The following is a 24,570-nucleotide window of genomic DNA, read 5'->3' on the forward strand; positions in this document are numbered from 1 at the left end:
CGCATGTCTCGTGGGTTCGGAGATGTGTATAAGAGACAGCCGGGGCCCAGTCGCTGCGGGCCTTGGACACCTCCACGAAGCCGGTGCGCAGCGTGAGGGACGGGTGGCCCGTGTGGTTGGTGATGGTGAGGGCTTCGTCGCGCAGCGAAGGCACGAGCAGCACGTCCACCCCGCCCATGATGCGCGCCATCTCCTGGGCCACCTTGCGGCGCAGCCGGTCCGCCTGGACGTAGTCCACCGCGGACAGGAAGCGGGCCTGGCGGAAGAGGTTGGGCCACGCGTCGGGCGTCTGCATCTTCAGCGCGTCCACGCCGTGGGTGAGCGTGAGCTCCTCGAAGGCGGCGGCGGCCTCCGCGAAGAGGAGGACGTTGAGGGCGGAGTACGGCCAGTCTGGGAACTGCACCTCCACCGGCGTCATCCCCAGCCCCTTGAGCGTCTCCAGCGCCTGGCGGTCCACGTCCGTGGCGGGGTTCTCCTTCATCCACGCGGGCACGTAGCCCACGCGCAATCCCTTCACGGGCGCGTTCGCGTCGAAGTCCAGCTTCGCGGGCACGCTCGCCACGTCGCCCGCGTCCGGGCCGTTGAGCGCGGCGAGCACCAGCAGCGAGTCCTCCACCCCGCGCGTCATGGGCCCCAGCTTGTCCAGCGACCAGCACAGCGTCATCGCGCCCGTGCGCGGCACGCGGCCGAAGGTGGGGCGCAGGCCGGTGATGCCACAGCGCATGGACGGCGAGATGATGCTGCCGCCCGTCTCGCTGCCCAGGGAGAAGCCCACCAGCCCCGCCGCCGTCGCCGCGCCCGGCCCCGCGCTGCTGCCCGACGAGCCCTCCTCCGGCAGCCACGGGTTCTTCGTCTCGCCGCCGAACCAGATGTCGTTGAGCGCGAGCGCCCCCAGGCTGAGCTTCGCCACCAGCACGGCGCCCGCGCGGTGCAGCCGGGCCACGGCGGCGGCGTCGGTGGTGGGGACGCGGTCGCGGAACGGCTCGGCGCCGTAGGTGGTGCGGATGCCCGCGGTGTCCACCAGGTCCTTCGCTCCCCAGGGGATGCCGTGCAGCGGCCCCTTGTAGCGGCCCGCCGCGATGTCCCGGTCCGCCTGCCGGGCCTGCTGGAGCGCCAGCTCCTCCGTCAGCGTGATGACGCACTGGAGCTTCGGGTCATGCCGCTTCAGCCGCGACAGGTAGAGCTGCGTGAGGCGCTCGGACGTGATGGCGCGCGACTCCACCCAGCGCGACAGCTGCGTGAGCGGCGCGAAGGCGATGTCCTCCTCCTTCGTGGGCAGCGGCACCTTCGCGCCACGGCTGCGCACGAAGCGGTCCTTCGCGGGGGCCTTGGACTTGAGCCCTGGCAGCGACGGGTTCCACTGCGAGGCGGGCGCAAGCTCGGGCTCCAGCGCGAGCTTGCGCGGACCGGTGCGGCGCTCGTGCAGCGGAGCCAGGGACACGCGCCAGTTGCCCGCGGCCTGGGTGCGCTCGGCGGGCGTGAGCTGCACCTGCATCAGCTTTTCGGCCTCCGCGAAGGTGGTGGGGCTGACCTCCGGCCCCACCGTGGGGCCCGCGCCGAAGGTGGGCGGCGCCCCGGCGGGCGGAGCGGACGTGCCCGCGTCCGGCGCCGCGGAGACGGCGGTGCTCGCGAGTCCAATCACGGTGTGGGTCAGGAACTGCCGACGCGAGCTGCTCATGGCGCGAACCTCACGGATGAAGCGAAGGGGGCGCCAGTGTGCCACCGCCTACGAACGGTGCACGTCGCGGAAGGCGAGCATGTCCCCCAGCCGCTGTTCCTTCGCGTCGTCGAAGCCACACGTGGCGTCCCAGGTGGCGGGGTTCTCGTAGGTGCCGAACAGCATGTCCCAGAGGGGAAGGTCGCCGTAGTTGTTCTTGTGCTTGCCGTACTCGTGATGAATGCGGTGCATCTCCGGCCGCTGGAAGAACCAGCCCACCCAGCGCGGGGTGCGGATGTTGGTGTGGTAGAAGTATTCGCCCAGCGCGCAGCAGGCCGTGTAGATGGCGCCCGCCGCCGGACTCAACCCCAGCACCGTGTACACGAGCAGCCCTCCAATGATGCTGTTGGCCGCCATCTCCAGCGGGTGCTTGTAGAAGCTGGTGATGACCTCCAGCCGCTGCGGGCTGTGATGGATTTGATGGAACAGCCGCCAGAGCACGTCGCTCTCGTGCCGGGCGCGGTGCCACCAATAGAAGACGAACGTGGCGATGAGGTAGGCCAGCACCCCGCCCACGACGGGGCCCACGTGCCGGGACAGGTGGAAGAGCGAGTACGCGGAGAACCACCGGTCCCAGGTGTACCCGCCCAGCACCACCACCCCCACCTGCGCCAGGTTGATGAGCACCACGCGCAGGTGCCAGCCGCGCACCCGGGGCAGCTTCCAGCCGAGCGACAGCCGTTCGATGAGAAAGCAGACACCGGCGATGAGGACGAGCCAGGGCAGCATGGGAAACCCTTTCAGTGACTTCGGCTCCAGGCTGTTCCTTTCTACGAACGAAGTCCCCATGGATGTCTTTTGTTCGGACAGACACTGTCACCTCGGAGAAATGGGACGGAGCGGGCGGGGGCTGGCATCCTCCCGGCCATGGCTCGGAACAGCACGCTGACGGCGCGGTTGGGCTACATCGACACGCAGGCCACGTTCGTGCAGGCGGCGCTGCTCGCGGCGCATGGGGCCGGGGCTCGCGCGGGCGGCTTCCGCGTGTCGGACGTGCGGTTCTTCTTCCTCCTGTTCACCAACTGGGTGGAGCACGACGTCACCCGGCCGTCGCAGGACATCGACCTGACCCAGGTGCGGCGGACGCTGGAGCGGCTGGTGCGCGCGGGCCACGCGGAGGCGGGCACCGGCGCACCCGCGAAGGGACTGCCCCGGGGGCGCCGGTACGTGCTCACGGGGGAAGGGCTGTGCTCGCTGGCGGAAGGACTGGCCGCGCGGGAGCGGGCACCGCTGGAGGAGGCGCTGTTCGCGGTCTGCTTCGCGGCGAGCTACCGCGGCGCGGTGCTGTCACGCGTGGAGGGACGGGCCAAGGCGCTGTCCCCGGCGGTGCGCAGGCGCGTGGAGCGGGCGTTGGATCCGCTGCGGCTCGTGAAGGAGGCGCAGCGCACGTCGGCGGCGGTGCTCGCGGACCTGGAGGAGCGGGTGGAGGCGGGTCTGCGGTACGAGGACCAGGCGCGCAAGGCCCTGGCCCGCGCGGAGACCGAAGCCGATGTGGTGCGCGCATTGGAGGCCGCGGGATCGTACCAACTGCACCGGGTGCGGCCGCTGGGCGAGGTGCTGCTCGCGCTGCCAGAGGACCTGCGCCAGTTCGAACTGACGGAAGGCATGGGCCTGCGCTCGCGGCTGCTCTTCGCGCCCCTGGCGGAGCGGGCGCGCGCGGAGCATGCGGTGCTGGCGCGGCTGGAGGCGAGGCTCACCGCCGGCAAGGCCGCGCCGGGGTGAGCCCGCGTGACGCCTACCGCAGCGCTCGCGTGAGGCGCGAGCCCAGGGCCAGCGTGAGGCCGTCCTCGATGAGGCCCGCGGCCAGGTCGGGCACTCGCAGCCTCTGCGTGACGAAGCGGCGGAGGCCGTAGAAGACGTAGCTGGAGGCGATGGCGGCCACGGCGCCGACGAGCGCGAAGCCAACCCTCGGACCCTTGCGGTCGCGCGACACGGCGGCGCCGGTGATGGCGCCCGCGAGGATGCGGCCGGTCAGTGGCGCGAACTTGATGCGCGGCGGGGTCGTGGGCGCCTTGTCCCCCACGAGCTCGCCGAGCGCCAGGACGCCCAGGCGTTTCGCCACCTTCTTCGACGTGAGGCCCGGCAGTGAGCGCTTCAAGGCGCGCGTCGGCTTGCGGGAGAACTCGCGCGTGAGGAGCGCGGGCGCCGTCATGCTGCGCATCCCGGCGAGGACGCCGAAGCCCGCCGCCGTCCACAGGTCATTGTTCGTTCGCATGGGTCCAACCCCCAGCTGCGTGGTGAAAACTGGAGGGTGGGGGCGCGGCGCCCGTCCGGCCACCGCCGGGCGGGCAGCCACTCAGGCGGCCGGGGGGACGGACGGCGCGGGCTTGGGGCCCCGGAGCATCAGCCCCACGAGCAGCGCGCCCACCGCGGCCGTCAGCGTTCCCCAGTGCGCGTGGTACTGCATGGGGAGCAGGCCCAGCACGAAGCCCACGGCGCCCAGCCCCAGGAAGCCGCGCCGGGACAGGGTGCGCTCCCGCGCCGTCGTCGCGAGGGCCGTGGCGAAGTAATAGAGGACCGCGGCAATGGCGACCTGCCCCCAGGGCACCAGGGGCCGCACGGACCACCACACGTCCTTTTCCAGCCGGAGAAGGGTCGCCTCCAACAAGCCATGATCCGGCAGGTGCGGCAAGGAGGGGTCGCCCGCCAATTGGTCGGCGGTGAGCCCGAAGGTCATGCGCCGCATGTCGTCCGCCAGGACGAAGAAGAAGGCCTGGACCCCGGTCGCCGCGGCCAGCACCGTGAGCATCCACCCCTTGGGCGCGGGTGGAACAGCGGGCTCCTGCTGCAGGCGCAGCGCCTCCAGGTGCTCCGGAGAGACCTCCAGCGGATGCGGATAGGACATGGCCAGCAGCGCCTCGGTCGCGGCGGTGCTGACGGGGGTGCCCTGTTCGTCCACCAGCTGCTTCACGCCTTCCTTCGCCAGCAGCGCGTGCAACGCGGGCGCGAGCGTCCCCGGGTCCTCCGTCTGGACCCACCGGGCGATGATGGCGTTGAGGTATCCCGCCTTCAGGGCCCGTGAGGAGCCGGAGGCCCTCGCCGCCTCCTCGAACAGGGGGACCAGCTCATCGAGGGAGGGCGTGACGGGGGGCGGCTGTAACCGCGTGCTCATACCGCGAGTCTATGCCGGGCCGGGGACACCCGTATCCAGCCGCCGCCTCAGGTCCTTCAGCCGTCCCCGGACCTCACGCGTCAGGATCCACGTCAGCAGCGGCGTGAGCCCCCCGAAGGGGCGCCGCAGCGTGAACGCATACGTGAAGGTGACGCGCGTGACGCCGGGGCCGTCCTCATCGAACCGCCACGACCCCGCGAAGCTTTCGAACAGGCGCGGGCCTCGCGTCATCTTCACCGCCGTGACGGCGGGCGGCTGGAAGGACACGTACTCCGTCTCCATCCCCAGCCCATGCCACGACACGCACCAGGCCTTCACACCCGGCCCGGCTTCTGTCGCGCCGTCCATCAGCTCCGCCCGCCGCAGGAACGTGTCCCAGACGAGCCGCTGCCCGTAGTCCTGCGTGTACGCGAAGACGCGCTCGCGCGGACAGGTGATGCGGATGGACTCCGTGAGCCTCATCCTTCCGTGTTGCGAAGGAAGTCCGCCACCTGGGCGAAGCGGTCATCCAGGAAGCTGCGCAGGCCTCCGGTGATGCCCTGTTTGTCCATGGCCTTCTGCATGCAGCGCAGCCACGCGTCCCGCATTCCCACGTCCACCGGCAGGTGCCCGTGGCGCATGCGCAGCCGGGGGTGACCGTGCGTCGCGCTGTAGTGCTGCGGCCCGCCCAGCCAGCCCACCAGGAACATGCCGAAGCGCTGGCGCGTGCCCCGGTTCACCTTCCCTTCCGCGTCCAGCTCGTGGATGGCCGCGAGCGCGGGCTCCTCCGCGTCCATCACGTCGTAGAAGGCCTCCGCCAGCGCGTGGACGGGCGCCTCGCCGCCCATGCGGGTGAAGGGGGTGTCGTCCAGCGTGGGGACCCAGCCGTCCGACGGTGGGGGCTTCAATTCCATGCTCATGGCTTCCTCATGCCGCCCAGCGCTTCGGCCGGCGCTGGAGGCTCTTCAATCCCAATCCTTCACAGAACGCCTTGAAGCGCGCTTCCGGCACGCCCTTCCACTCCAGGTCGGCGAGCGACGCGGTGCCCGGTAGGGGCGCGTCCTCCACCAGCGTGGCCAGCGTGCGGTACAGCCGCGCGTCCTCACGGTGTGCCTTCAACGTGGCAGCCAGCTTGTCCGCGCCCCGCACCTTCACCGTCCACTCCGCCGCGCTGTCCGGGATGGCTTCCAGGTGTCCATACGCCTGGAGCACCGCCGCCGCGCCCTTCGCCCCGAAGCCCGCCAGCCCGGGGATGCCGTCCGCGTCGTCGCCCATCAGCGCCAGCAGGTCCGGGATGCTCTCCGGTGCCACGCCCAGCTTCGCCTTCACCGCTTCCGCGTCCATCACCTTCTGCTGCCGCCGGTCCACCTGCACCACGTGCTGGCCGCGCACGCACTGGCCCAGGTCCTTGTCCGGCGTGAGCAGCCGCACCTGCTCCACCTCGCCCGCCCAGCGCGCCGCCGCGGTGGCCAGCGCGTCGTCCGCCTCCTGGTCCTTCATGGACCAGACGCGCACGCCCAGCGACGCCACCGCTTCCTCCACCAGGTCGAACTGCGCGCGCAGCTCCGGCGGAACGCCCTCGTCTCCCTTGTAACCAGCGAACAGCGCGTTGCGGAACGAGCGGATGGGATTGTCGAAGGCCACCGCCACATGCGTCACGGCCTCCTGCTCGTCGTGCAAGAGGGCGAGCAGGGAATCCATCACGCCCGCCGTGGCCTTCACGTCGCGCCCATCCGGCGCGGTGGTGCCCGGCCGGGGCGAGTAGTGGGCCCGGTACAGCTCATACGTGCCGTCCACGAGGTGCAGGCGCATGTTCCCCCTCTAGCGTCCCTCCCGCCGCACGGCCAGCAGCCTGTGCGCGGGGACAGCGGGAAGCGGCCCTGCGCGGCATCTGCGCCTCGTTCCCTACACGACGCCTGTCAACCCCCTTGGCCAGCGTCCCTGGCACGGAAGGGTCGCCGATGCCGACCGGAGGCACACAGCCCATTTTCTGACCGATTCCCTCTGGGTCGCGCCGGAGCGTCCCAGCATTCCACCGGCATGAGGTGATCCATGCGCCCGAAGCTGTTCGCCGCCGCCCTGCTCTCTGTCGCGGCCCTTGGCTGTGCAAGCACGCAGGTGATTCCCACGTCCACCCATCAGCAGCGCGTCCAGGCGGAGGCGGCGCTCCGCTCGGCGGAGAACTCGCAGGCGCCGAACGTGCCCGAGGCCGCGCGGCACCTGGAGTTCGCGCGTCAGCAGATCGCGGATGGCGAGCGGCTGATTCAAGAGGGTGAGCAGGAGGCCGCGGAGCTGCGGTTCCGGCAAGCGGCCGCGGACGCGGATCTCGCGTCGGCGCTGGCGCGCGCGGTGCCCCTGAAGAACGAGGCGCGGCGGGCTTCCGAGCAGGTCGAGTCCATCCGCGGTCAGTGAGTCCTCCACCCTTCCTAGCCTTGTGAGGAGCGTGTCATGCAGCGTTGGAAATTTGGATGGTTGGCGGTCGCGGGCGTCACGGCGCTCTCGGTGGGGTGTGCCCACGGTCCTCCGCCCAGTGAACTGACCGCGGCGCGTCAGGCCTACCACGACGTGTCCACGAGCCCCGAGGGCCGCGAGCGCCCCGCGGACGTGGCGGCGGCCCGGGCGGCCCTGCAGGAGGCGGAGAACGAGTACGCGGAGAGCAAGGGGTCGGTGAAGACGCGCTCGCTGGCGTACGTGGCCCTGCGCAAGGCGGAGATCGCCGACGCGCGCGGTGAGGCGGACCTGGCCGCGCAGCAGCGGGCCCAGGCGGAAGCCACCCTGCGGCAGCAGCAGGAGTCGCGCGCGCAGACGCTGGCACGTCAGCAGGAGGAGGAGCGCGCGAGGTACGAACAACAGCGCCAGCTCTACGATCAGCAGCGTCAGCAGTACGATCAGCAGCGCCAGCAGCTCGAGGCCCAGCGCGCGCAGGAGGCCGAGCGCATGCGCACGGCGGATGCGCAGCAGCGCCAGCAGATGGAAGCGGAGATGCAGCAGCGCCTGCAGCAGCAGCAGGCCGAGGCGCAGCGGCTGGCGGAGCTCAACCAGCAACTCCAGCAGCGCACGCAGGAGTTGGAGCAGGAGCGCCAGGCGCGGCTCCAGGCGGAGCAGCGCGCGTCGCAGGCGCTGACGAAGCTGCAGGATGAGAACGTGAAGGTGCGTGAAGAGGCGCGCGGCACGGTGGTGACGTTGTCGGGCAGCGTGCTCTTCGCGACGAACGCGACGGAGCTGTTGCCGGCGGCGCGCGACCGGCTGTCGGAAGTGGCGACGGCGTTGAAGGAGGCGAAGAACCCGTTGCTCATCGAAGGCCACACGGACTCGCGCGGGGCGGACAGCTACAACGAGCAGCTGTCGGAGCGCCGGGCGGAGAGCGTGCGGAACTTCCTGGTGAACCAGGGCGTGCCGGCGGAGCGCATCCAGATCCGAGGCCTGGGTGAGGAGCGCCCGGTGGCGTCGAACGGCACCGCCGAGGGCCGCGCGAACAACCGCCGCGTCGAGATCGTGGTGGAGCGCAACGTGGCCGGAGCCCAGCCGTCGCGCAGCGGCGGCGTGGGAGGCAGCGGCGCGCAGCAGCCGGCCCAGGGCGACCAGGACCAGGGCCAGAACGCGCAGCCGGGAGGCACGGGTGGCAGCGGCACGGACCCCGAGCCGCACGGAGCAGGCATCGACCACCAGAGCCCGCAGCCGGATCAGGGCACCGGTGGCAGTGGTGAGCAGCAGGTGCCCCAGCAGCCCATGGACCACGGGCAGTAACGCACGCTCTCGACCCGAGAGCACGAAGGTCCTCACCCGCGCGGGTGAGGACCTTTTTCTTCATGCGCGCACGTTCCAAGGGAGCGCGTTACCCTTGAAGTCCAACTCCGCCATGACCGACAAGTCGCCCGTCCTGCTCACCACCGAGCGCCTGCACCTGATGCTGCTGCCGCCTGACTCGGCGGAGCGCGTGCTGGCGTACCACGTGGCCAACAAGGACCACCTGGGCCCGGTGTCTCCGGCCCGCCCTGCGACCTTCTTCTCCAATGCCTACTGGCGCACGCGCCTGGCCCAGGACCGCGAGGACTTCCGCTACGACGTGTCCCTGCGCGTGTTCATCCTCCCCAAGGGCCAGCCCCTCGCGCTCGCGCCCGTCATTGGCAACGCCACGCTCGCCCACATCCGCCGGGGGCCACTCCAGGCCGCGGACCTGGGCTATGGCCTGGACCACCGCCACGAAGGCAAGGGGCTCATGACCGAGGCCCTCCGCGCCTTCTGCGACTTCGCCTTCGGTGCCATGGGTTTGCACCGGCTCCAGGCCAACCACCTGCCGGAGAACCTGCGCAGCGCCGCCGTCCTCCGCCGCCTGGGCTTCATCCCCGAGGGCTACGCCCGCGACTTCCTCCTCATCAACGGCAAGTGGCGCGACCACGTGCTCACCTCGCTCGTGGCCCCACCCGAACCCGGCATCCGCGGCGGGCCCTGACCACGCCCTCGGGCCTCCAGGTCAGCCCCCTCCCGCCCGACACGGTCCCAACTGGTCCGACTGTCGGACCAGTTCGTGCGGCTCGCCGCCGCCGGGGCGGCCCATCAGGGCTCAGCGCGAGGGTGCCCGCACCTTCGGCTTCGGCTCCGCCGGCAGGTTCGCGTCGAACCAGTCCAGCGTGCGCAGGAGCCGGTCCTTCTGGTGCTCGGGCTTGCGCAGGCTGTGGCCTTCATCCGCGTAGATGACCAACTGGGTCTTCACGCCCAACGTCTTCAGCGCCTTGTGGAACTCGTAGCCCTGCGACGCGGGCACTTCCATGTCCCGCTCGCCGTGCAGCACCAGCGTGGGCGCCCGCACCTGCTTCACGCCGTTGATGGGCGAGGAGCGCGTGTAGACCTCCGGCTCGTCGTACACCGACGCTCCGAAGTACGGCAGCATCCATGAGTCGATGTGGTTCGTGCCGTAGTAGCTCTGCCAGTTCGCGATGCCCGCGCCCGCCACCGCCGCCTGGAAGCGCTGCGTCCGCGTCACCGCCCACATCGTCAGGAAGCCGCCGTAGCTCCACCCCGTGATGCCCTGCCGCGTGGGGTCCACCGGCGCTGACGCCAATACGGCATCCAACCCCGCCAGCACGTCGTCGAAGTCCCCGAAGCCGAAGTCGCGGCGGTTCGCCTGCACGAACGCCTCACCCTGCCCATAACTCCCGCGCGGGTTGGGCATGAACACCGCGTAGCCCCGCGACACGAACAGCGTTGTCTGCGGATTGAACCCGGGCAGCACGCCCGCCGCGGGACCGCCGTGCACCGACGTCACCATGGGCGCCTTGCGTCCGGACGCGCCCGGCACCGGCAACACCAGCCAGCCCTGCACGGCCTGCCCGTCGCGCGTCCACGTCACGCTGCGCACGTCACCCACCGCCACGCGCACGTCCGCGTTGAGGCGCGTCATCTGCCTCCACGCCCCCACCTTCCCCGTCCACAGCTCCGGCGCCTGGGTGATGGAGTCGCGCACCACCGCGCTCGTCACGCCATCCTTCCCCAGCGACACCTTCACGTGCTCCGGGCCCTTCCACAGCGTCGCCACCTCTCCGCCGCCTGGCGCCACCGCCATCACCGCGGCCTCGCCCTGCGCCTGCGCCACGAACACCAGCCGCTCCACCTTGGGCCAGAAGAGGTCCGTGGCCGTCGCCTTCAACCCGTCCGTCACGTTGCGCGCGGGCGGCACCTTCGGGGGCAGCACCGCCTTCTCCCCGAACCGCACCTTCGCCGCCAGCCGCTCCGGCACCGACACCACGAGCACGTCCCCACCCGTGTTGCCCTCGTCGCTCATCAGGCCCTCGATGAACGCGAGCTGCCGGCCATCCGGACTCCACGCGGGCTCCGCCACCTGCCACCGGGGCGCGTGCAGGAGCGACGTCTCCCCCGTCCCCGCCTCCACCGCGTACACCCGCGCATTCCACCAGTTCGCGTCCCCCGGCGGCGGCGAGGCCGTCACCGCCACGCGCGCACCCTCCGGACTCCACGCGTACTCGTGGATGAACAGCCCCGCGGGCGACACGAGCCGCAGCCGCGCATCCTCCACCGTCACCACCGCGAAGCGCTTCACCGGCGGGGACGTCTGCACGACGCCCGTCTCGCGCGCCGCGGGGCCCCGAGGCCCCAGCGCGTCCTCGGAACCTTCAATGACGAGCAGCCCCACGGCCGTCCCGTCCGGAGACCACTTCGGCGCCGCCAGCACGCCCTTCATCGTGGTGAGCCTTCGCGCGGGGCCACCCGCTCCCGACGCGTCCGCCACGTAGAGCTGCTTCGCCCGGCCCTCGCCCGCCGTGGAGAGGAACGCGAGCTGCCGGCCGTCCGGGCTCCACGACAGCGAGCCCTCCGCGCACGGCGCGCCGTCCTTCGACGCGGTGACGCGCACCGGCGCCCGCTCCGGATGCGCCAGCTCCCGCACGTGGAGCCGCGCGGCCTCCGCGGTCCCCGGCACCGACTCCGCCCAGGCCACGCGCGTGCCGTCCGGCGACAGCGTCACCTCGCGGATGCGCACCACGCGCTGGAGCGCGTCGTACGTCGCGCTGGCCTCCAGCCGCGCGGGCGTGGACGCGGGCGGGGGCGCCGCCCCGAACGCCAGCGCGCCCCACACGCAACAGCCCACCGCCACCGCCAGGCTTCCCGCTCGCATCCGCCGCCTCCCGAAAGACACAGGAGGCGGAGTCTAGCGGACCTCCCGCTCAGTGCAGCTGCGCAGGCAGCATGGGCAGGCCGTGGAAGAAGCGCCGGCCGCTCTCGAAGCGGTGGTGGAAGGTGACGCGCTGATGCTGGTACAGCCGCGCCATCTCCTCCTCGCCGTACGCGCGGAAGAACGCGGCGCGCGCTTCGTCACACGCCCGCTCGTACTCCACGCACAGGGCCTCCCAGTCCTCCGGTGGAAGCTCTCCCTCCGGCCAGCCCTCGCCGGTGAGGCCGTACTCGCGCTCCATCGTGTCCAGCTCGGTGGCGCGCATCCGCACGCGCGGATCCTCCGCGATGGCCTCGTCCGCCATCGCCGTCAGGATGTGCGCGACGAGGAAGAAGCCCGCGTCCGGCGGCACCGCCCCCGCGTCCCGCGCGCCCCGGAACGTCACCAGCAGCTGCGCGTCCATCTCCTCCCCGCCCAGCTCCGCCAGCTTCGCCGCCAGCGCACGCCACCGGGCTTCCGTCTCGAGGGCTTCCCGCCGCACCCCGTCCAGCTCCTGCTCACCCATCTTTTTCATGGTGTCCTCTCCCGGCCCGCGAAAGTCCCCTTCCCACGAAGGTTCCCATCCCCGTCTGACGCGTGGGCCCGGCAAACCGTGCTGTCCCCTTTTTCCACGACGTCCCGGCGCGTCAGGTGCCGGACGCCCCGGCGCGGCGCCGTCGCATGCCGGACGCGCGAGGGGCCTTGGGGGGACGGACGGGCCAGCGGCCAGGCCGGCATTTCCGGCTGTCCGGGTGACGAACCACGCGGCGGGTGATTGCGTCCGGTGATGGCGCTCACACGGGCCCGGGTGTCACCCGCCGGACGCTTGGGCGGGGCCCGGCCCCGGCACGCGCACTTGGAAGACGACGGTGGTTGCCGCCGGGCGCGGGATGTCGCATCCGCAGGACATGGGGCCCGAAGCCGGTGGCCCGCCCCGGGGAGCCCTGCCGGTGTCCGAACCCGAAGTCCGACTGCAGCCGAAGTCCCAGGTGTCGCCCCGCACGGTGTTCACCGTGTGCTTCGCGGTGCTGGGCGTGGGCGTCCTGGCGATGCTCGTCGTCAAGACGCGTGTGGCGCTCACGCTCACCGGCATGGCGGCGCTCATCGCGCTGGCGCTGGAGCACGGCGTGTCGCGGCTGGAGAAGCGCGGCCTCAAACGGTGGCTGGCCATCACGCTGGTGCTGCTCGGGCTGTTCATCGCCCTCACGGCGCTGGGCCTGCTGGTGATTCCGGACCTGGTGGAGCAGGTGGACGCGCTCGTCTCGCAGTGGCCGCAGCTGTGGAAGCAGATCCGCGGCACCGGCCTCTTGCGCGCGCTCAACCAGCGGCTGCACAGCCTGGGCTGGAACGAACGGCTGGAGGAGGCCACGCCCGCGCTCGCCGGGCCGCTGCCCGCGCTGATCATGAGCGCCATTGGCGGCGTGGTGGGCCTGTTGGGCGGCATCCTCACCGTCTTCTTCCTGGTGGTGTTCATGCTGGTGTTCGGCGGCGGCGTGCTCAAGCGCCTGCTGGAGCTGGCCCGGCCCGACCACCGCCTGCGGTACGTGCGCGTGCTGCGCAACGTGTACAGCGCGACGGGCGGCTACCTGTCTGGCATCACGCTCATCTGCGCCATCAACGCCACGCTCACCACCACCATGCTGGCCGTGCTGGGCATGCCCTTCTACCTGCCCCTGGGCGTGGCCAGCGGCTTCTCCAGCCTGGTGCCCTACGCGGGCCCCATCATCGCGGGCGGCATCATCACGCTGCTCACGCTGGCCACCGGGGGGATGTGGAAGGCGCTGGCGGTGTTCATCTACTTCCTGCTCTACGGCCAGCTGGAGGGCAACGTGATGGCGCCGCTCGTGTTCAAGCGCACCGTGCACGTCAACCCGCTCGTCACCCTGCTCGCCGTGCTCTTCTGTGTGGAGCTGGCGGGCATCGTGGGCGCGGTGGTGGCCGTGCCCGTGGCGGCCACCGTGCAGATCATCGTCCGGGAGGTCCTCCTCTTCCGGCAGGAGCGCCGCGGCACGGCCGTCCTCCCCGAACCCTGACGGGCCGAGGACGGATGACCCCATCGCCCCTCCAGCTCCTGCTGACGCACGGCTCCGGGCCGCTCGTCTTCGCCGTGCTCGTGGCGGGGGGGTTGGGGCTGCCGTTCCCGGAGGACCTGGTGCAGCTGGCGGCGGGCGTGCTGTCCCACCGGGGGGCCATGCCGCTGCCGGCCGCCATCGCGGTGTGCTTCGCGGGCGTGCTGTGCGGCGACACCGTCCTCTTCCTCATGGCGCGCAGGCTGGGACAGGCCCTGTACACGCACCGGCGCACCCGCCGCCTCTTCCCTCCCGAGCGCCGCGAGCACATCCAGGGTTTGTACGCGAAGCACGGCTCGCGGGTCGTCTTCGCCGGCCGGTTCCTGTCCGTGCTGCGCGTGCCGGTGTTCGCCATGGCCGCGGCGGAAGGGATGCCGCTGCGCCGCTTCCTCCTCTGGGACGGGCTGGCGCTGTGCGTGAGCTCGCCGCTGGTGGTGACGCTGGGCTACGTGGGGTCCGCCAGCGTGGACCGCGTGGCGAAGGGCGTGGGCCGCGTGGAGCACTTCGTCGCGCTGGCCGGCGTGGCCGCGCTGCTCGTCGCGCTCGCCGTGCGGCACGCCCGTGAACGGCGACAGCCCCGCCCGTCCACCTGAAGTCCAGGGCTGACGGTCGCCGCCGCTCCACCCGGGCGGGAAGCAAGCAAGGACACACTTCCCCCAGGTGTCGCGGCAGGCGGCCCGCGAATCCGCTATCAACCAGACGTTCTCCCTGGACGAACATCTGGGTGCGCCGCCAGCACGCGTCCTCCGGGCGCGGAAGTCCGGTCCCCCTCGAGGCCTCATGATGCAACCCAGCACTTCCCAGGCCGTTTCCACGGCCGTGTCATTCCCTGAAGGCGGGATGGACTGGCTGTCCGGCGGTGGGGAGATGGGGCGGTTGATCCGCTCCATGGACTGGTCGAAGACGCCGCTCGGTCCGGTGGAGGCGTGGCCGCAGAGCCTGCGCACGACCGTCAGCCTGTGCCTGTCCTCCACCTTCCCCATCCTCATCGCGTGGGGCCCGGAGCGCGTGCAGCTCTACAACGACAGCTACCGGCCCATCTGCGGCGCGAAGCACCCGGAGTCCATGGGCCAGCCCTTCCGCGTCTGCTGGGCCACGGCGCTGCCGGTGGTGGGCGGCGCGTTCGACAAGGCCGGCGCGGGCACGGGTTCGTACATCGAGAACCAGCGCATGCTCCTGGACCGGTACGGCTACCTGGAGGAGGCCTTCATGACCTTCTCCTTCAGCCCCATCCGGGACGAGTCCGGCAGCGTGGGCGGCCTCTTCCACCCCATCACGGAGGTGACGGAGAAGATGCTCAGCGCGCGGCGCACGCAGACGCTGCGCGAGCTGTCCACCCTGCTGGGCAAGGTGAAGACGGTGGAGGACATCGGCGCCGCGCTGACGCAGCTGCAGCCGGACGCCGCGCTCGACGTGCCCTTCCTCCTCTTCTACCGCCGCGACGAAGCCGCCCCGCGCGTGCGCTGGGTGGCCGGCATGGGCCTGTCCCCGGGCAGCGCGTGGAGTCCGGAGGAGGCGGGGCTGGACGGGCCGTGGCCCCTCGCCACCGCGGGCACGGACACCGTGGACGTGCCGCGCGTGCCGCTGGCCGCGGGCATGTATCAAGGGCCGTACGAGGCGCCGCCCCTGCACGCGCGCGTGCTGCCCATCCACCCGGCTGGCATGGCGGAGCCCTTCGGCTACCTCGTGGCCGGCGTGAGCCCCCTGCGCGCGATGGATGACGCGTACCGGAGCTTCTACGAGCAGCTCCAGGCCACGCTCACCACGGCGGTGGTGAACGTGCGCGCCTACGAGGCGGAGGCGCAGCGCGCGGAGGCCCTGGCGGCCATCGACCGGGCGAAGACGGCGTTCTTCTCCAATGTGTCGCACGAGTTCCGCACGCCGCTCACGCTCATCCTGGGCCCGCTGGAGGAGTCACTCGCGGACACGGCCTCGCCGCTTCCGCCCGTGCAGCGCGCACGCCAGGAGCTCACCCACCGCAACGCGCTGCGCCTGTTGAAGCTGGTCAACTCGCTGCTGGACTTCTCCCGCATCGAGGCGGGCCGCGTGAAGGCGAGCTTCCACCCCACGGACCTCGCGCGGTTCACCGAGGACCTGGCCAGCGTCTTCCGCTCCGCGATGGAGAAGGCGGGGCTCCAGTACACCGTGGACGCGTCAGACGTGGGCGAGCCCGTCTACGTGGACCGGGACATGTGGGAGAAGGTTGTCCTCAACCTGCTCTCCAACGCGTTCAAGTTCACGCTCCACGGCGGCGTCACCGTGCGGCTCGTGCGCGAGGGGCAGCGGGTGCGGCTCACCGTCCAGGACACCGGCACCGGCATCCCGGAGGAGGAGCTGCCGCGCGTGTTCGAGCGCTTCCACCGCGTGGAGTCCTCGCGCGGGCGCACGCACGAGGGCACTGGCATCGGGCTGGCGCTCATCCAGGAGCTGGTGAAGCTGCACGGCGGCGCGCTGGGCGTGCACAGCGTGGAGGGCCAGGGCAGCACCTTCTTCGTGGAGCTGCCGCTGGGCAGCGCGCACCTGCCCGCCGGACAGGTCCAGCAGGAGGAAGGGGCCGCGCACGCGGGCAAGCTGGGGTCCGCCTTCACCGAGGAGGCCCTGCGCTGGCTGCCGGACGCGCCGGAGTCCGTCCCGCTTCCGGTGCCGGAGCAGGTGCCCGCCCCCACCCGCGCCAACGCGCTGGGAGAGCTGGGCGCGGGGCTCGCGCTGCCGCAGGAGCGCGGGCGCATCCTCGTCGCGGACGACAACGCGGACATGCGCGCGTACGTCAGCGGCCTCCTGGCGCCATGGAACGTGCGCGCGGTGGCGGACGGCGAGGCGGCCTTCAAGGCGGCGCTGGAGTTCAAGCCGGACCTCATCCTCAGCGACGTGATGATGCCCAGGCTGGACGGCTTCGGCCTGCTCCAGAAGCTGCGTGGCGACGCGCGCACGCGTGGCATCCCCTTCATCATGCTGTCGGCGCGCGCGGGAGAGGAGGCCCGCATCGAGGGGCTCCAGGCCGGCGCGGACGACTACCTGGTGAAGCCCTTCTCCGCGCGCGAATTGCTGGCGCGCGTGGACAGCCAGCTCCAGCTGGGCCGGGCCCGCCAGCAGATCTCCGACTTCTTCATGCAGGCCCCCACGGCCATGTGCGTGATGACGGGGCCGGACCTCATCTTCACGGTCATCAATCCCCTCTTCGCCCACCTGATGGGCCGGGACATGCTGGGCAGGCCCGCGCGCGACGCGCAGCCGGAAGGCGGCCACGGCGTGCTGCTCCAGCACCTGGAGCGCGTCTACCGCACCGGTGAGCCCTACGTGGGCCGCGAGGTGCCCGCGCGCCAGCCGGATGGCCAGGGCGGCCTCCGGGAGCTCATCCTGGACATGGACATCCACGCCCAGCGCGACGGCGAGGGCCACATCCTGGGGCTGCTCGTCGCGGTGCAGGAGGTCAGCGAGCGGACCCACGCGCGCCAGCAACTGGAGGCGCTCACGCGCGACCTCCAGCACGCGGTCGCCGCGCGCGACACCTTCCTGGGCGTGGCGTCGCACGAATTGAAGACGCCGGTCACCGCGCTGATGCTGCACCTGGAGATGACGCGCCGGCGCCTGTCACCCACGCGCGGCGTCCCTCCTTCCCCGGAGAAGCTGACTGCGGCGATGGTGTCCGCGCAGCGGCAGGTGGATCGGATGTCACGGCTGGTGGACGAGCTGCTGGACGTGTCGCGCATCCGCGCGGGCAAGCTGGACTTCCACATGGAGGAGAGCGACCCCATGGAGCTGGTGCACGAGGTCCTCGACGCCTTCCACGAACAGATGCAGCAGGCCCACTGCGTCCTGCAGCTGCGGGCGGAGCTGGGCCTGCGCGTGTGGTGGGACCGCTCGCGCATGCAGCAGGTGCTGACGAACCTGGTGTCCAACGCCATCAAGTACGCGCCGGGCACGCCGCTGACCATCGGACTCAGGAAGCACGGCGACCGGATCATCCTCTACGTATCGGACGGAGGCCCGGGCATCCCGCCCGAGCACCAGGACCGCGTCTTCGAGCGCTTCGAGCGAGGCGGCCCCCCGCGCTCCGTGCACGGCCTGGGGCTGGGCCTCTTCATCGCCCAGCAGATCGTCCAGGGCCACGACGGCAAGCTGGTCCTGAAGAGCGACGCGGGCCAGGGCGCCACCTTCATCATCGACCTGCCGCTCCCCCCACGGGCCCAGGCCTGAGCGCGCGCGCTTTCAGTGCGCGACGCTCGGGGGCTGCACCGGGCCGGGCAGGATGTTCTGGTTCACGTGGAAGAGGTTGCCCGGGTCGTATTGCCGCTTCACCGCCACCAGCCGCGCGTAGTTGTCGCCGTAGGTGGCCTGCACGCGCTCCTGGCCCTCCTCCATCATGAAGTTCACGTAGGCGCCGCCCGCCGAGTACGGGTGCAGCGCGCTCCAGTAGTCCTTCGCCCAGGTGGAGATGACCCCCGCCTGCTCCGGTGACGGATCCACCCCGACAATGACCTCCGACCAGCGCGCGTCGCGGAAGCGGAAGGCCGTGTCGTGCGGCCCCACGCGGTGCGCCGCCCCGTCGATGGGGTACAGGTGCATGGTGGACTGCATGGACGGCAGGCGCTGGGCGAAGTCCACGTGGCGCTCGATGGCCGCGTCCGGCAGCTCGCGCACGAAGTCCGCGCGCCAGTACCACTGGTGTCCCGGCGGATAGAGCGCGTCGAAGGCCGTCTGCAGCATGGGGAACGGCATGGGCATCACGCCGTGCAGCGCGGGCTTGAGCGCCAGCACGGGCTTGAACAGCTCGTCCGCGCGCGCGGGGTCGCCCGTGTAGCACCACACCACGCCGCACATCTTCTGGAGGTGCAGCGCCTCCGGGAAGGGGGGCGCGGGCGGCACGGTGAGGAAGGCGAAGAAGCCGGTGAGGTCCTCCGGCGCGTTCGGGAGGAACTCGCGGTACCAGCGCATCACCTCCGCCGCGCGGTCCATGGGCCAGAGCGTGGGACCGCCAAGGATGGTGTCCACCGGACTGGCCCGGAAGAGGAAGGACGTCACCACGCCGAAGTTGCCGCCCCCGCCGCGCACCGCCCAGAACAGGTCCGGGAACTTCTCCTCGGTCGCGGTGACGAAGCGGCCGTCCGCGAGCACCATGTCCACGGCGAGCAGGTTGTCGATGGTGAGGCCGAAGCGGCGCGTGAGGTGTCCCAGGCCGCCGCCCAGCGTCAGGCCTCCCACGCCCGTGGTGGAGATGATGCCGGAGGGCACCGCGAGCCCGAAGGCATGGGTGGCGTGGTCCACGTCCCCCCAGACGGCGCCGCCCGAGACGCGCACCGTGCGGGCCTCGGGGTCCACGCGCACGCCGCGCATGCGCGACAGGTCGATGGCCAGCCCGTCGTCCACCAGCCCCAGGCCGCCGCCGTTGTGGCCGCCGCCGCGCACGGACAGGGGGAGCTTGCGCTCGCGGGCCAGGTTCACCGCGGCGATGACGTCCGCCACGTCCGCGCACCGGGCCACCATGGCCGGACGCTTCTGGATCATCGCGTTGTAGAGCTGCACGGCCTCCACGTAGTCGGCGTCTCCCCGCTGGATGAGCGCGCCGCGCAGCTGCATCCGGAACAACTCCACGCTGTCGGGCGTCAAACCGGCGGGCAGGCCCGCGCCAGCCTGGGGGCGTTGGGTATCGAGAGTCACGGCCGTTCCCTCCTCAAGGGACAGCGCCGTCGCGGCGCCTGACTCAAGGGATGCGCACGGTGAAGGCCCGGGAGGCATCGGGAAGCAGGAGGGGGCTTCCCGGCACGGGCCAACGGGCGGGAGCGGACGCAGCGCTCCGCCACTCCGTCCCCTGCAAGCGAGCTTCAGCCCGCGGCCACCTCGCGCAGGCTGTCCTCCACGCCGGCGAGCAGCAGGTCCAGGTCCGCGTCCGGGATGGTGAGCGCGGGCGCGATGTAGACCGTGTTGCCCATGGGGCGCAGGTACAGGCCCCGGCGGCGGGCGGCCTCGTACACGCGCCAGCCGCTGTCCGCGAAGTAGCCTCCGCCGCCCAGGTCCACCGCGCCCACCATGCCCACCGCGCGCGGGCGCATGAGTCCGGGGAGGGTGGCGGCCATGCGCTCGAAGGCGGCCTTCACGCGCGGCGCCTTGCGCTGCACCTGCCCCAGCACGTCCTCGTCGCGGTACACGGCCAGCACCTCGCGCGCCACGGCCGCGCCCAGCGGGTTGCCGCAGTACGAGTGCCCGTAATACAGCGCCCGGTCCTTCGCGCCGAGGAAGCCCTGGAAGATGCGCTCGGACGCGAGCGTGGCGGCGAAGGGCATGAGCCCCCCGCTGAGCGCCTTGGCCAGACACAGCAGGTCCGGCACCACGCCGGCCAGGTCCACCGCGAAGCGCGCGCCGGTGCGGCCCATGCCGGTGAAGACCTCGTCGGCGATGAGGAAGGTGTCCACCGCGCGGGTGGCCTCGCGCACCTCGCGCACGAAGTCCGGTGAGGACATCCACATGCCCGCCGCGCCCTGGATGACGGGCTCCAGGATGACGCCCGCGATGCCGTCTGGATCCGCCGCGAGCGCGGCCTTCACCTGCGCCAGGGCGCGCGCGTGGCCGTCGGGCTCGGCGGGGGACGGCACGTGCACCACGTCGAAGAGCAGCGGGCCGAACACGTCCCGGAACTCCTGCACGCCGCCCACGCTGGTGGCGCCAATCGTCTCGCCGTGGAAGGCGCCGGTCAGGGTGATGAAGCGGGTGCGGCGGGGCCGGCCGTTCTGCGCCCAGTACTGCGCGGCCATCTTGATGGCCACCTCCACCGCGGTGCTGCCGTTGTCCGAATAGAAGACGCGCGACAGCTTCTGTCCGGCGGGCACGTCCGCCCGGTCCGCGCCCGGGGCAATCGCGGTCAGCTCCTCGCCCAGCCGGGCCGCGGGGCCGTGGGTGATGCCCGCGAGCGAGACGTGGGCCAGGCTGCCCAGTTGCTCGGTGAGTGCGTGCACGAGGCGCGGATGGCGGTGTCCCAGGGTGGACACCCACCAGGAGCCATTGGCGTCCAGGTAGCGCTGGCCGTCCGCGTCATGGAGCCAGACGCCCTCCGCGCGGACGACGACGAGCGGATCCGTCTTCGCGATGTACTGCTCCATGGCGGTGTAGGGGTGCCAGACGTGCTGCTTGTCGAGTCCGACGAGGGTTGCCCGATCCACGGTGGAGGCTCCTGGAGTGCGCGGGAGGAAGGCCCGGGATGACGCACCGTGTGCCCTTCTGCCCTCCTCCGGGGCGGCCCGCAACGGGTCCTTATCCACCAGCGGACAGGGCGAGCCAGGGGACGCTCAATGGCGTGCGTCTGGAACGGGACGGTGGGGCCGGGACGGTGCCGGAGACGTGGGGAGCGCTGACATTCCCATGACAGCGGGGGAGTTATCCCTGTGTCTGTCAGCACGGGAGAGTCATGGCCATCGTCATCTTCTTCATCAGTCACTGGCTGCTCTGCGTCTTCTTCCAGAGCTTCTTCCAGCACCGTTACGCGGCGCACCGCATGTACAGCATGGGGCCGCGCACGGAGAAGGTGATGCACCTGCTCACCTACCTGGTGCAGGGCTCGTCGTACCTGTCGCCGCGCGCCTACGCCATCCTGCACCGCGAGCACCACGCGTACTCGGACACGGAGAACGATCCGCACTCGCCGCACTACTTCAAGGACGCGGCGCGGATGATGTGGCACACGAAGGAGCGCTACACGGGCATCCTGACGCGCCGGATCCAGCCGGAGCCGCGCTTCGACGGTGGCTATCCGGAGTGGAAGCTGGTGGACGAGACGCTGGGCCAGTCCTGGGTGGCGGTGCTGGGCTGGGTGGCGGTGTACACGGCCTTCTACGTGACGTTCGCGACGTCGCCCTGGCAGTTCCTGCTGTTGCCGGTGCACTTCGTGATGGGGCCGGTGCACGGCGCCATCGTGAACTGGTGCGGGCACAAGTACGGCTACCGGAACTTCAACGGCAGCGACAAGTCGCGCAACACGCTGCCGGTGGACGTGCTGTGCATGGGTGAGCTGTTCCAGAACAACCACCACAAGTACGGCAGCAGCCCGAACTTCGCGGCGCGCGCCTTCGAGATCGACCCCACGTGGCAGGTGATGCGCGTGCTGTCGAAGCTGGGCGTCATCCGCATCACCACGCCCCAGCGCGCGGTGTACCCGGAGCCGCGCGAAGTGGCCCGCCAGAGCGGCGCCGGAGCGCAGGTGGCCTGACGCGAAGGTCCAGACGTGAAGCAACGCGGGGGAGCCGTCCGACAGGGACTGCTCCCCCGTCGTGTTTCTCAGGCCTGCTTGAGCGCGGCGGCCAGTGTCGTGGTGGGGCGGCCGATGAGGCGGCTCAACGTACGGCTTGAGTCGTTCAGGTCGCCCCGGGTGATGCCTTCATCCGCGTTCGCCAGGACGACCGCGTAGTCCTGGCGCATGGCGGGAGCGACACGTCCGTCCTTCGCGCAGCCCCGGAACACGCCCTGCTCCAGCGTGCGCTTCGCGGCCTCCGTGTGCAGGTACCAGCTGTGGAGCAGGAACACGAACGAAAGCCCTGACGCGCGGATGGCCTTTTCCGTGTCCAGGTGCTCCAGCGCCAGCACCATGCACGACGTGTCCGCGTGCAGGATGCTCGTGTAGACCAGCAGCTTCACGCCGGCAGGCTTCGCCGCGTCCACCACCGTCTGGTGTTGCTTGCGCCGCTGGCCCACTTCACTGGAGGAGATGAGCAGTACCGTGTCGCCAGTGACGAACACGCCGTCCCACGTCTCCGGGTGGCTGTAGCCCGCCTTGTGGATCCGCACGCCACGCTCGGCCCAATCGAGGGCCTTTTCCGGATTGCGCGCCACGACCGCGACCTGGTTCACGGGGACCTTCTTGAGCAAGCCCTCGATGACGAACCGGTCCAGCCGGCCCGTGGCTCCCGTGACGACGATCATGGCTGCCCCCATGGTTCTCGTTGCAGAGAGCGTTCCAAGCCTCCGGGTATCCAGGCTGGCCACCTCCCGCCCGGTCCGGTCCCAACTGGTCCGACTGTCGGACCAGTTCGTGCGGTTCGCCGCCCGCGCGAGGAGGCCAGCAAAGTTCTCACCTTCTCATCCCTGGGAACTTCACGTTCGGGGATTAGAGGAACTCGTCCACGATGAAGACGCCGCCTCGCGAGTATTCGGGGATGGCGATTCCCGGGAGAGAGCCGGACAACTTCCGCATTTGTCCCCTGGCCATGCGAACCACCGCGCAGATGGGCACTCGCGCCGCCGAATCCGGGGGACGCGCCTCGTAGTAGCGGATGACCACCTGGGGCCCACTCGTCCACACGTAGCCGTAGAGCCGCGTGGGCGAGTCCAACGGTCCCAGGTCACTCAACAGCATGCTCTCGACCCGGCCCTCGTGCAGCGTGACGGGTTCGGCGTCGCCCTGGTTCACATCGAACTCGACGGTCGCGCCGGCTCCCACCGACAGCCGCGGATAGCGCATCGCATCGATCGCTTCTTCCGAGCACCATTCGGGCCCTGGAGTTCCATCGGCTCGAAGTGACACCCGTCCCATTCGGGGCATGGCGAGCTCTTACCGGCTGACGTGTCGGACTTGGCGGCTATCACGGGGTTCTGCACGCCGCACCGGAGTGCAGTCAGGAGGCGCGAGCAATGGGCAGCCGCTGGTGGGCGGTGCTGTGGCTGGGGCTCTTTCCCATGCGAGGAGCGGCGACGGCGTCGCCTGGCTCCGATGCCTCGGCCCCCAGCGAGCCGACTCGCTCCGGCTCTTCACTGGCACGGCTGGAGGTGACGACGCTCGCGCTCCTTCCACGCTCGGGCGGCGATGAGGCTGAAGGCTTCGTCCAATTGGAGCCCACGCTCATCCTGGATGGCGGTCCGGAGTTCGGGCTCAACCTGGGCGCTCCCGTCCGGCTGCGAGCGTGGGACGGGGCCGGCAGCGTGCGACGCGAGGACTGGGACAGCCTCTCCGACTGGGGTCAACTCGTGCGCGGCCTCAAACTGGGCTCGAACTCCGCGCCCGTGGGCATCTGGTTCGGCGCGCTGGAGTCCTACAGCCTGCTGTCCGCGCACCTTGTGCGGCGCTATTCCAACCGAAGCAATCCCGACTACCACCCAGCGGGAGTCTTCCTCACCGCGACGCTGGGGCCTCTCTACACGCAGGCGTTCGCCTCGGACGTGCTGGGTGCGCGCCTCATGGGGGCGGAAGTCGCGCTGGACGTGCAGCACGTTCTCTTCGACCTGCCCCGCGAGCCGGGCCGCTACACGCTGGCCTTCTCCACCGTGCATGACTGGGGGCGAGCCGGGGGGCGAGCGCCCGCAGTGACGCTGGCGCATCTGGACGGTACCGCCGTGGTGGTGGTTCGACCGGGCTTCGAGGCACACCTGCTCGCCGGTTGGGGCGGACGGCCAGGTGAAAGCGGCGCGTGGGGGGCGGTGGTGGGCGCGGGCGCGGATGCGTTGACGCCCACGCTGGACCTGCGGCTGCGATTGGAGATGCGCAGGCAGCATGGCGGCTTCCGTCAGGGCTACTTCGGTCCGGACTACGAACTGGCGCGCTTCCGGGCGGCGGGGCTGGAGGGATTTCCGCTGGCGAAGGCTCTCTTCCCGGACGGGTACTCGGCCTATGGCGAGGTGGAGGTGGGCTGGGACGCGAGCCGCTACGGCGGCCTCTCCAGGCACCTGAAGCTGTCACTGGGCGCGGAAGCCTTCTCGTGGGGCCGCTTCGACGTGGATGGGCGCGTGGCGGTGCAGCTCTTCGCGCGCAGCCTGGAAGTGGCGGTGAAGGGGCTCGGAGCGGGCATGGGACAGCCGGGGGCGCGCTACCTGGGGTCCGCCGAGGTTCGCTGGCGATTCCTGGGCGGGAAGCTCTACGCGATGGGGACGGGCGGAACACTCCTGTTCCCCACGCCAGAAGGGACGCTGCGGCCAGGGGCATTCGCCTCTGTGGGCCTGGGGGTGGACAATGCGCGTTGATGTCCTCTTGCTGGCCCTGGTGCTGCTGGCCACGGGATGCGCCTCCGTATCGCAAGCGCCTGGGCGTGGCCGGAGCTTGAGCTACGCG

The 24,570-nt window shown here is 71.1% G+C and carries 22 protein-coding genes; 9 read left to right on the forward strand and 13 right to left on the reverse strand.

Going from position 1 to position 24,570, the window contains the following annotated elements; all coding sequences use genetic code 11:
- Together D7W81_RS44635 and D7W81_RS08580 are read right to left on the reverse strand one after the other, a co-directional pair.
- The coding region (locus tag D7W81_RS44635; RefSeq protein WP_147445387.1) for an amidase at positions 1 to 1,678 on the reverse strand (1,678 nt) is incomplete at its 3' end.
- A 48-nt stretch (positions 1,679 to 1,726) separates the two neighbouring features.
- A complete protein-coding gene (locus D7W81_RS08580) occupies positions 1,727 to 2,446 on the reverse strand; it encodes a sterol desaturase family protein (RefSeq protein WP_120554844.1) in 720 nt (239 codons plus the stop codon).
- Positions 2,447 to 2,584: 138 nt separating this feature from the next.
- Between D7W81_RS08580 and D7W81_RS08585 the strand changes: the two genes are divergently transcribed.
- A complete protein-coding gene (locus tag D7W81_RS08585; RefSeq protein ID WP_120554845.1) occupies positions 2,585 to 3,439 on the forward strand; it encodes a hypothetical protein in 855 nt (284 codons plus the stop codon).
- A 13-nt stretch (positions 3,440 to 3,452) separates the two neighbouring features.
- On the opposite strand, the gene D7W81_RS08590 is transcribed toward D7W81_RS08585, so the two are convergent.
- The 5 genes from D7W81_RS08590 to D7W81_RS08610 form a co-directional block, all read right to left on the reverse strand.
- Positions 3,453 to 3,932, reverse strand: coding sequence for a DUF4126 family protein (locus D7W81_RS08590; RefSeq protein WP_120554846.1), 480 nt, complete (start codon positions 3,930 to 3,932; stop codon positions 3,453 to 3,455).
- Between the two features lie 81 nt (positions 3,933 to 4,013).
- On the reverse strand, positions 4,014 to 4,829 hold the full coding sequence (locus tag D7W81_RS08595; RefSeq protein ID WP_120554847.1) for a hypothetical protein: 816 nt from the start codon (positions 4,827 to 4,829) through the stop codon (positions 4,014 to 4,016).
- Positions 4,830 to 4,838: 9 nt separating this feature from the next.
- Positions 4,839 to 5,291, reverse strand: coding sequence for a type II toxin-antitoxin system RatA family toxin (locus tag D7W81_RS08600; protein ID WP_120554848.1), 453 nt, complete (start codon positions 5,289 to 5,291; stop codon positions 4,839 to 4,841).
- Positions 5,288 to 5,728 (reverse strand): group II truncated hemoglobin, encoded by a 441-nt coding sequence (locus D7W81_RS08605; protein ID WP_120554849.1) that lies wholly within the window; start codon positions 5,726 to 5,728, stop codon positions 5,288 to 5,290. Before D7W81_RS08605 ends, D7W81_RS08600 begins: the two co-directional genes overlap by 4 nt.
- A gap of 7 nt (positions 5,729 to 5,735) precedes the next feature.
- Positions 5,736 to 6,620 (reverse strand): 5'-3' exonuclease, encoded by an 885-nt coding sequence (locus D7W81_RS08610; RefSeq protein ID WP_120554850.1) that lies wholly within the window; start codon positions 6,618 to 6,620, stop codon positions 5,736 to 5,738.
- Between the two features lie 240 nt (positions 6,621 to 6,860).
- Here D7W81_RS08610 and D7W81_RS08615 point away from each other — a divergent pair, with 240 nt between their 5' ends.
- From D7W81_RS08615 to D7W81_RS08625, 3 genes are all read left to right on the forward strand, one after another.
- Positions 6,861 to 7,220 carry a DUF4398 domain-containing protein gene (locus D7W81_RS08615; RefSeq protein ID WP_120554851.1) on the forward strand — a complete coding sequence of 120 codons (360 nt, stop codon included), beginning with the start codon at positions 6,861 to 6,863 and terminating at the stop codon, positions 7,218 to 7,220.
- A 36-nt stretch (positions 7,221 to 7,256) separates the two neighbouring features.
- Positions 7,257 to 8,555 (forward strand): OmpA family protein, encoded by a 1,299-nt coding sequence (locus tag D7W81_RS08620; protein WP_120554852.1) that lies wholly within the window; start codon positions 7,257 to 7,259, stop codon positions 8,553 to 8,555.
- 112 nt (positions 8,556 to 8,667) lie between these two features.
- Entirely contained in the window at positions 8,668 to 9,261 is a 594-nt protein-coding gene (locus D7W81_RS08625) for a GNAT family N-acetyltransferase (RefSeq protein WP_120554853.1), read from the forward strand.
- A 111-nt stretch (positions 9,262 to 9,372) separates the two neighbouring features.
- Here D7W81_RS08625 and D7W81_RS08630 read toward each other — a convergent pair whose 3' ends face one another.
- Together D7W81_RS08630 and D7W81_RS08635 are read right to left on the reverse strand one after the other, a co-directional pair.
- The gene (locus tag D7W81_RS08630; RefSeq protein ID WP_120554854.1) at positions 9,373 to 11,439 is read right to left on the reverse strand and encodes a S9 family peptidase; all 2,067 of its coding nucleotides are present in this window, start codon (positions 11,437 to 11,439) and stop codon (positions 9,373 to 9,375) included.
- Between the two features lie 49 nt (positions 11,440 to 11,488).
- Positions 11,489 to 12,010, reverse strand: a complete 522-nt coding sequence (locus D7W81_RS08635; protein ID WP_120554855.1) for a hypothetical protein — start codon at positions 12,008 to 12,010, stop codon at positions 11,489 to 11,491.
- Positions 12,011 to 12,365: 355 nt separating this feature from the next.
- On the opposite strand from D7W81_RS08635, the gene D7W81_RS08640 reads away from it, so the two are divergent.
- From D7W81_RS08640 to D7W81_RS08650, 3 genes are all read left to right on the forward strand, one after another.
- Positions 12,366 to 13,508, forward strand: a complete 1,143-nt coding sequence (locus tag D7W81_RS08640; protein ID WP_244227065.1) for an AI-2E family transporter — start codon at positions 12,366 to 12,368, stop codon at positions 13,506 to 13,508.
- A 14-nt stretch (positions 13,509 to 13,522) separates the two neighbouring features.
- The gene (locus D7W81_RS08645) at positions 13,523 to 14,137 is read left to right on the forward strand and encodes a DedA family protein (protein ID WP_120554856.1); all 615 of its coding nucleotides are present in this window, start codon (positions 13,523 to 13,525) and stop codon (positions 14,135 to 14,137) included.
- 247 nt (positions 14,138 to 14,384) lie between these two features.
- Positions 14,385 to 17,741, forward strand: coding sequence for an ATP-binding response regulator (locus D7W81_RS08650; protein ID WP_244227067.1), 3,357 nt, complete (start codon positions 14,385 to 14,387; stop codon positions 17,739 to 17,741).
- Between the two features lie 12 nt (positions 17,742 to 17,753).
- Here D7W81_RS08650 and D7W81_RS08655 read toward each other — a convergent pair whose 3' ends face one another.
- Positions 17,754 to 19,202 (reverse strand): FAD-binding oxidoreductase, encoded by a 1,449-nt coding sequence (locus D7W81_RS08655; RefSeq protein ID WP_120554858.1) that lies wholly within the window; start codon positions 19,200 to 19,202, stop codon positions 17,754 to 17,756.
- Between the two features lie 164 nt (positions 19,203 to 19,366).
- Positions 19,367 to 20,698, reverse strand: coding sequence for an adenosylmethionine--8-amino-7-oxononanoate transaminase (bioA, locus tag D7W81_RS08660; RefSeq protein WP_120554859.1), 1,332 nt, complete (start codon positions 20,696 to 20,698; stop codon positions 19,367 to 19,369).
- A 245-nt stretch (positions 20,699 to 20,943) separates the two neighbouring features.
- Between bioA and D7W81_RS08665 the strand changes: the two genes are divergently transcribed.
- Complete coding sequence (locus D7W81_RS08665; protein ID WP_120554860.1) at positions 20,944 to 21,741, forward strand: acyl-CoA desaturase; 798 nt, start codon at positions 20,944 to 20,946, stop codon at positions 21,739 to 21,741.
- A gap of 68 nt (positions 21,742 to 21,809) precedes the next feature.
- On the opposite strand, the gene D7W81_RS08670 is transcribed toward D7W81_RS08665, so the two are convergent.
- A complete protein-coding gene (locus D7W81_RS08670; protein ID WP_120554861.1) occupies positions 21,810 to 22,451 on the reverse strand; it encodes an NAD(P)H-binding protein in 642 nt (213 codons plus the stop codon).
- A gap of 184 nt (positions 22,452 to 22,635) precedes the next feature.
- Positions 22,636 to 22,989: a serine/threonine protein kinase gene (locus D7W81_RS08675; RefSeq protein ID WP_244227069.1), complete on the reverse strand. Its 354-nt coding sequence runs from the start codon at positions 22,987 to 22,989 to the stop codon at positions 22,636 to 22,638.
- Between the two features lie 170 nt (positions 22,990 to 23,159).
- Here D7W81_RS08675 and D7W81_RS08680 point away from each other — a divergent pair, with 170 nt between their 5' ends.
- On the forward strand, positions 23,160 to 24,482 hold the full coding sequence (locus D7W81_RS08680) for a hypothetical protein (protein ID WP_120554862.1): 1,323 nt from the start codon (positions 23,160 to 23,162) through the stop codon (positions 24,480 to 24,482).
- Positions 24,483 to 24,570 lie beyond the last annotated feature (88 nt).

It is taken from the genome of Corallococcus aberystwythensis (assembly GCF_003612165.1).
GTDB lineage: Bacteria > Myxococcota > Myxococcia > Myxococcales > Myxococcaceae > Corallococcus > Corallococcus aberystwythensis.

What these genes read in the sequence shown, in the direction of transcription:
- D7W81_RS08605 (WP_120554849.1), bottom strand. Translation starts at nt 5,728, where the DNA reads ATGAGCATGGAATTGAAGCCCCCACCGTCGGACGGCTGGGTCCCCACG.
- D7W81_RS08675 (WP_244227069.1), bottom strand. Translation starts at nt 22,989, where the DNA reads ATGCGCTATCCGCGGCTGTCGGTGGGAGCCGGCGCGACCGTCGAGTTC.
- D7W81_RS08610 (WP_120554850.1), bottom strand. Translation starts at nt 6,620, where the DNA reads ATGCGCCTGCACCTCGTGGACGGCACGTATGAGCTGTACCGGGCCCAC.
- D7W81_RS08630 (WP_120554854.1), bottom strand. Translation starts at nt 11,439, where the DNA reads ATGCGAGCGGGAAGCCTGGCGGTGGCGGTGGGCTGTTGCGTGTGGGGC.
- D7W81_RS08680 (WP_120554862.1), top strand. Translation starts at nt 23,160, where the DNA reads ATGGGCAGCCGCTGGTGGGCGGTGCTGTGGCTGGGGCTCTTTCCCATG.
- D7W81_RS08635 (WP_120554855.1), bottom strand. Translation starts at nt 12,010, where the DNA reads ATGAAAAAGATGGGTGAGCAGGAGCTGGACGGGGTGCGGCGGGAAGCC.
- D7W81_RS08615 (WP_120554851.1), top strand. Translation starts at nt 6,861, where the DNA reads ATGCGCCCGAAGCTGTTCGCCGCCGCCCTGCTCTCTGTCGCGGCCCTT.
- D7W81_RS08645 (WP_120554856.1), top strand. Translation starts at nt 13,523, where the DNA reads ATGACCCCATCGCCCCTCCAGCTCCTGCTGACGCACGGCTCCGGGCCG.
- D7W81_RS08640 (WP_244227065.1), top strand. Translation starts at nt 12,366, where the DNA reads ATGTCGCATCCGCAGGACATGGGGCCCGAAGCCGGTGGCCCGCCCCGG.
- D7W81_RS08620 (WP_120554852.1), top strand. Translation starts at nt 7,257, where the DNA reads ATGCAGCGTTGGAAATTTGGATGGTTGGCGGTCGCGGGCGTCACGGCG.
- D7W81_RS08580 (WP_120554844.1), bottom strand. Translation starts at nt 2,446, where the DNA reads ATGCTGCCCTGGCTCGTCCTCATCGCCGGTGTCTGCTTTCTCATCGAA.
- D7W81_RS08670 (WP_120554861.1), bottom strand. Translation starts at nt 22,451, where the DNA reads ATGATCGTCGTCACGGGAGCCACGGGCCGGCTGGACCGGTTCGTCATC.
- D7W81_RS08600 (WP_120554848.1), bottom strand. Translation starts at nt 5,291, where the DNA reads ATGAGGCTCACGGAGTCCATCCGCATCACCTGTCCGCGCGAGCGCGTC.
- D7W81_RS08650 (WP_244227067.1), top strand. Translation starts at nt 14,385, where the DNA reads ATGGACTGGCTGTCCGGCGGTGGGGAGATGGGGCGGTTGATCCGCTCC.
- D7W81_RS08595 (WP_120554847.1), bottom strand. Translation starts at nt 4,829, where the DNA reads ATGAGCACGCGGTTACAGCCGCCCCCCGTCACGCCCTCCCTCGATGAG.
- D7W81_RS08625 (WP_120554853.1), top strand. Translation starts at nt 8,668, where the DNA reads ATGACCGACAAGTCGCCCGTCCTGCTCACCACCGAGCGCCTGCACCTG.
- D7W81_RS08665 (WP_120554860.1), top strand. Translation starts at nt 20,944, where the DNA reads ATGGCCATCGTCATCTTCTTCATCAGTCACTGGCTGCTCTGCGTCTTC.
- D7W81_RS08590 (WP_120554846.1), bottom strand. Translation starts at nt 3,932, where the DNA reads ATGCGAACGAACAATGACCTGTGGACGGCGGCGGGCTTCGGCGTCCTC.
- D7W81_RS08585 (WP_120554845.1), top strand. Translation starts at nt 2,585, where the DNA reads ATGGCTCGGAACAGCACGCTGACGGCGCGGTTGGGCTACATCGACACG.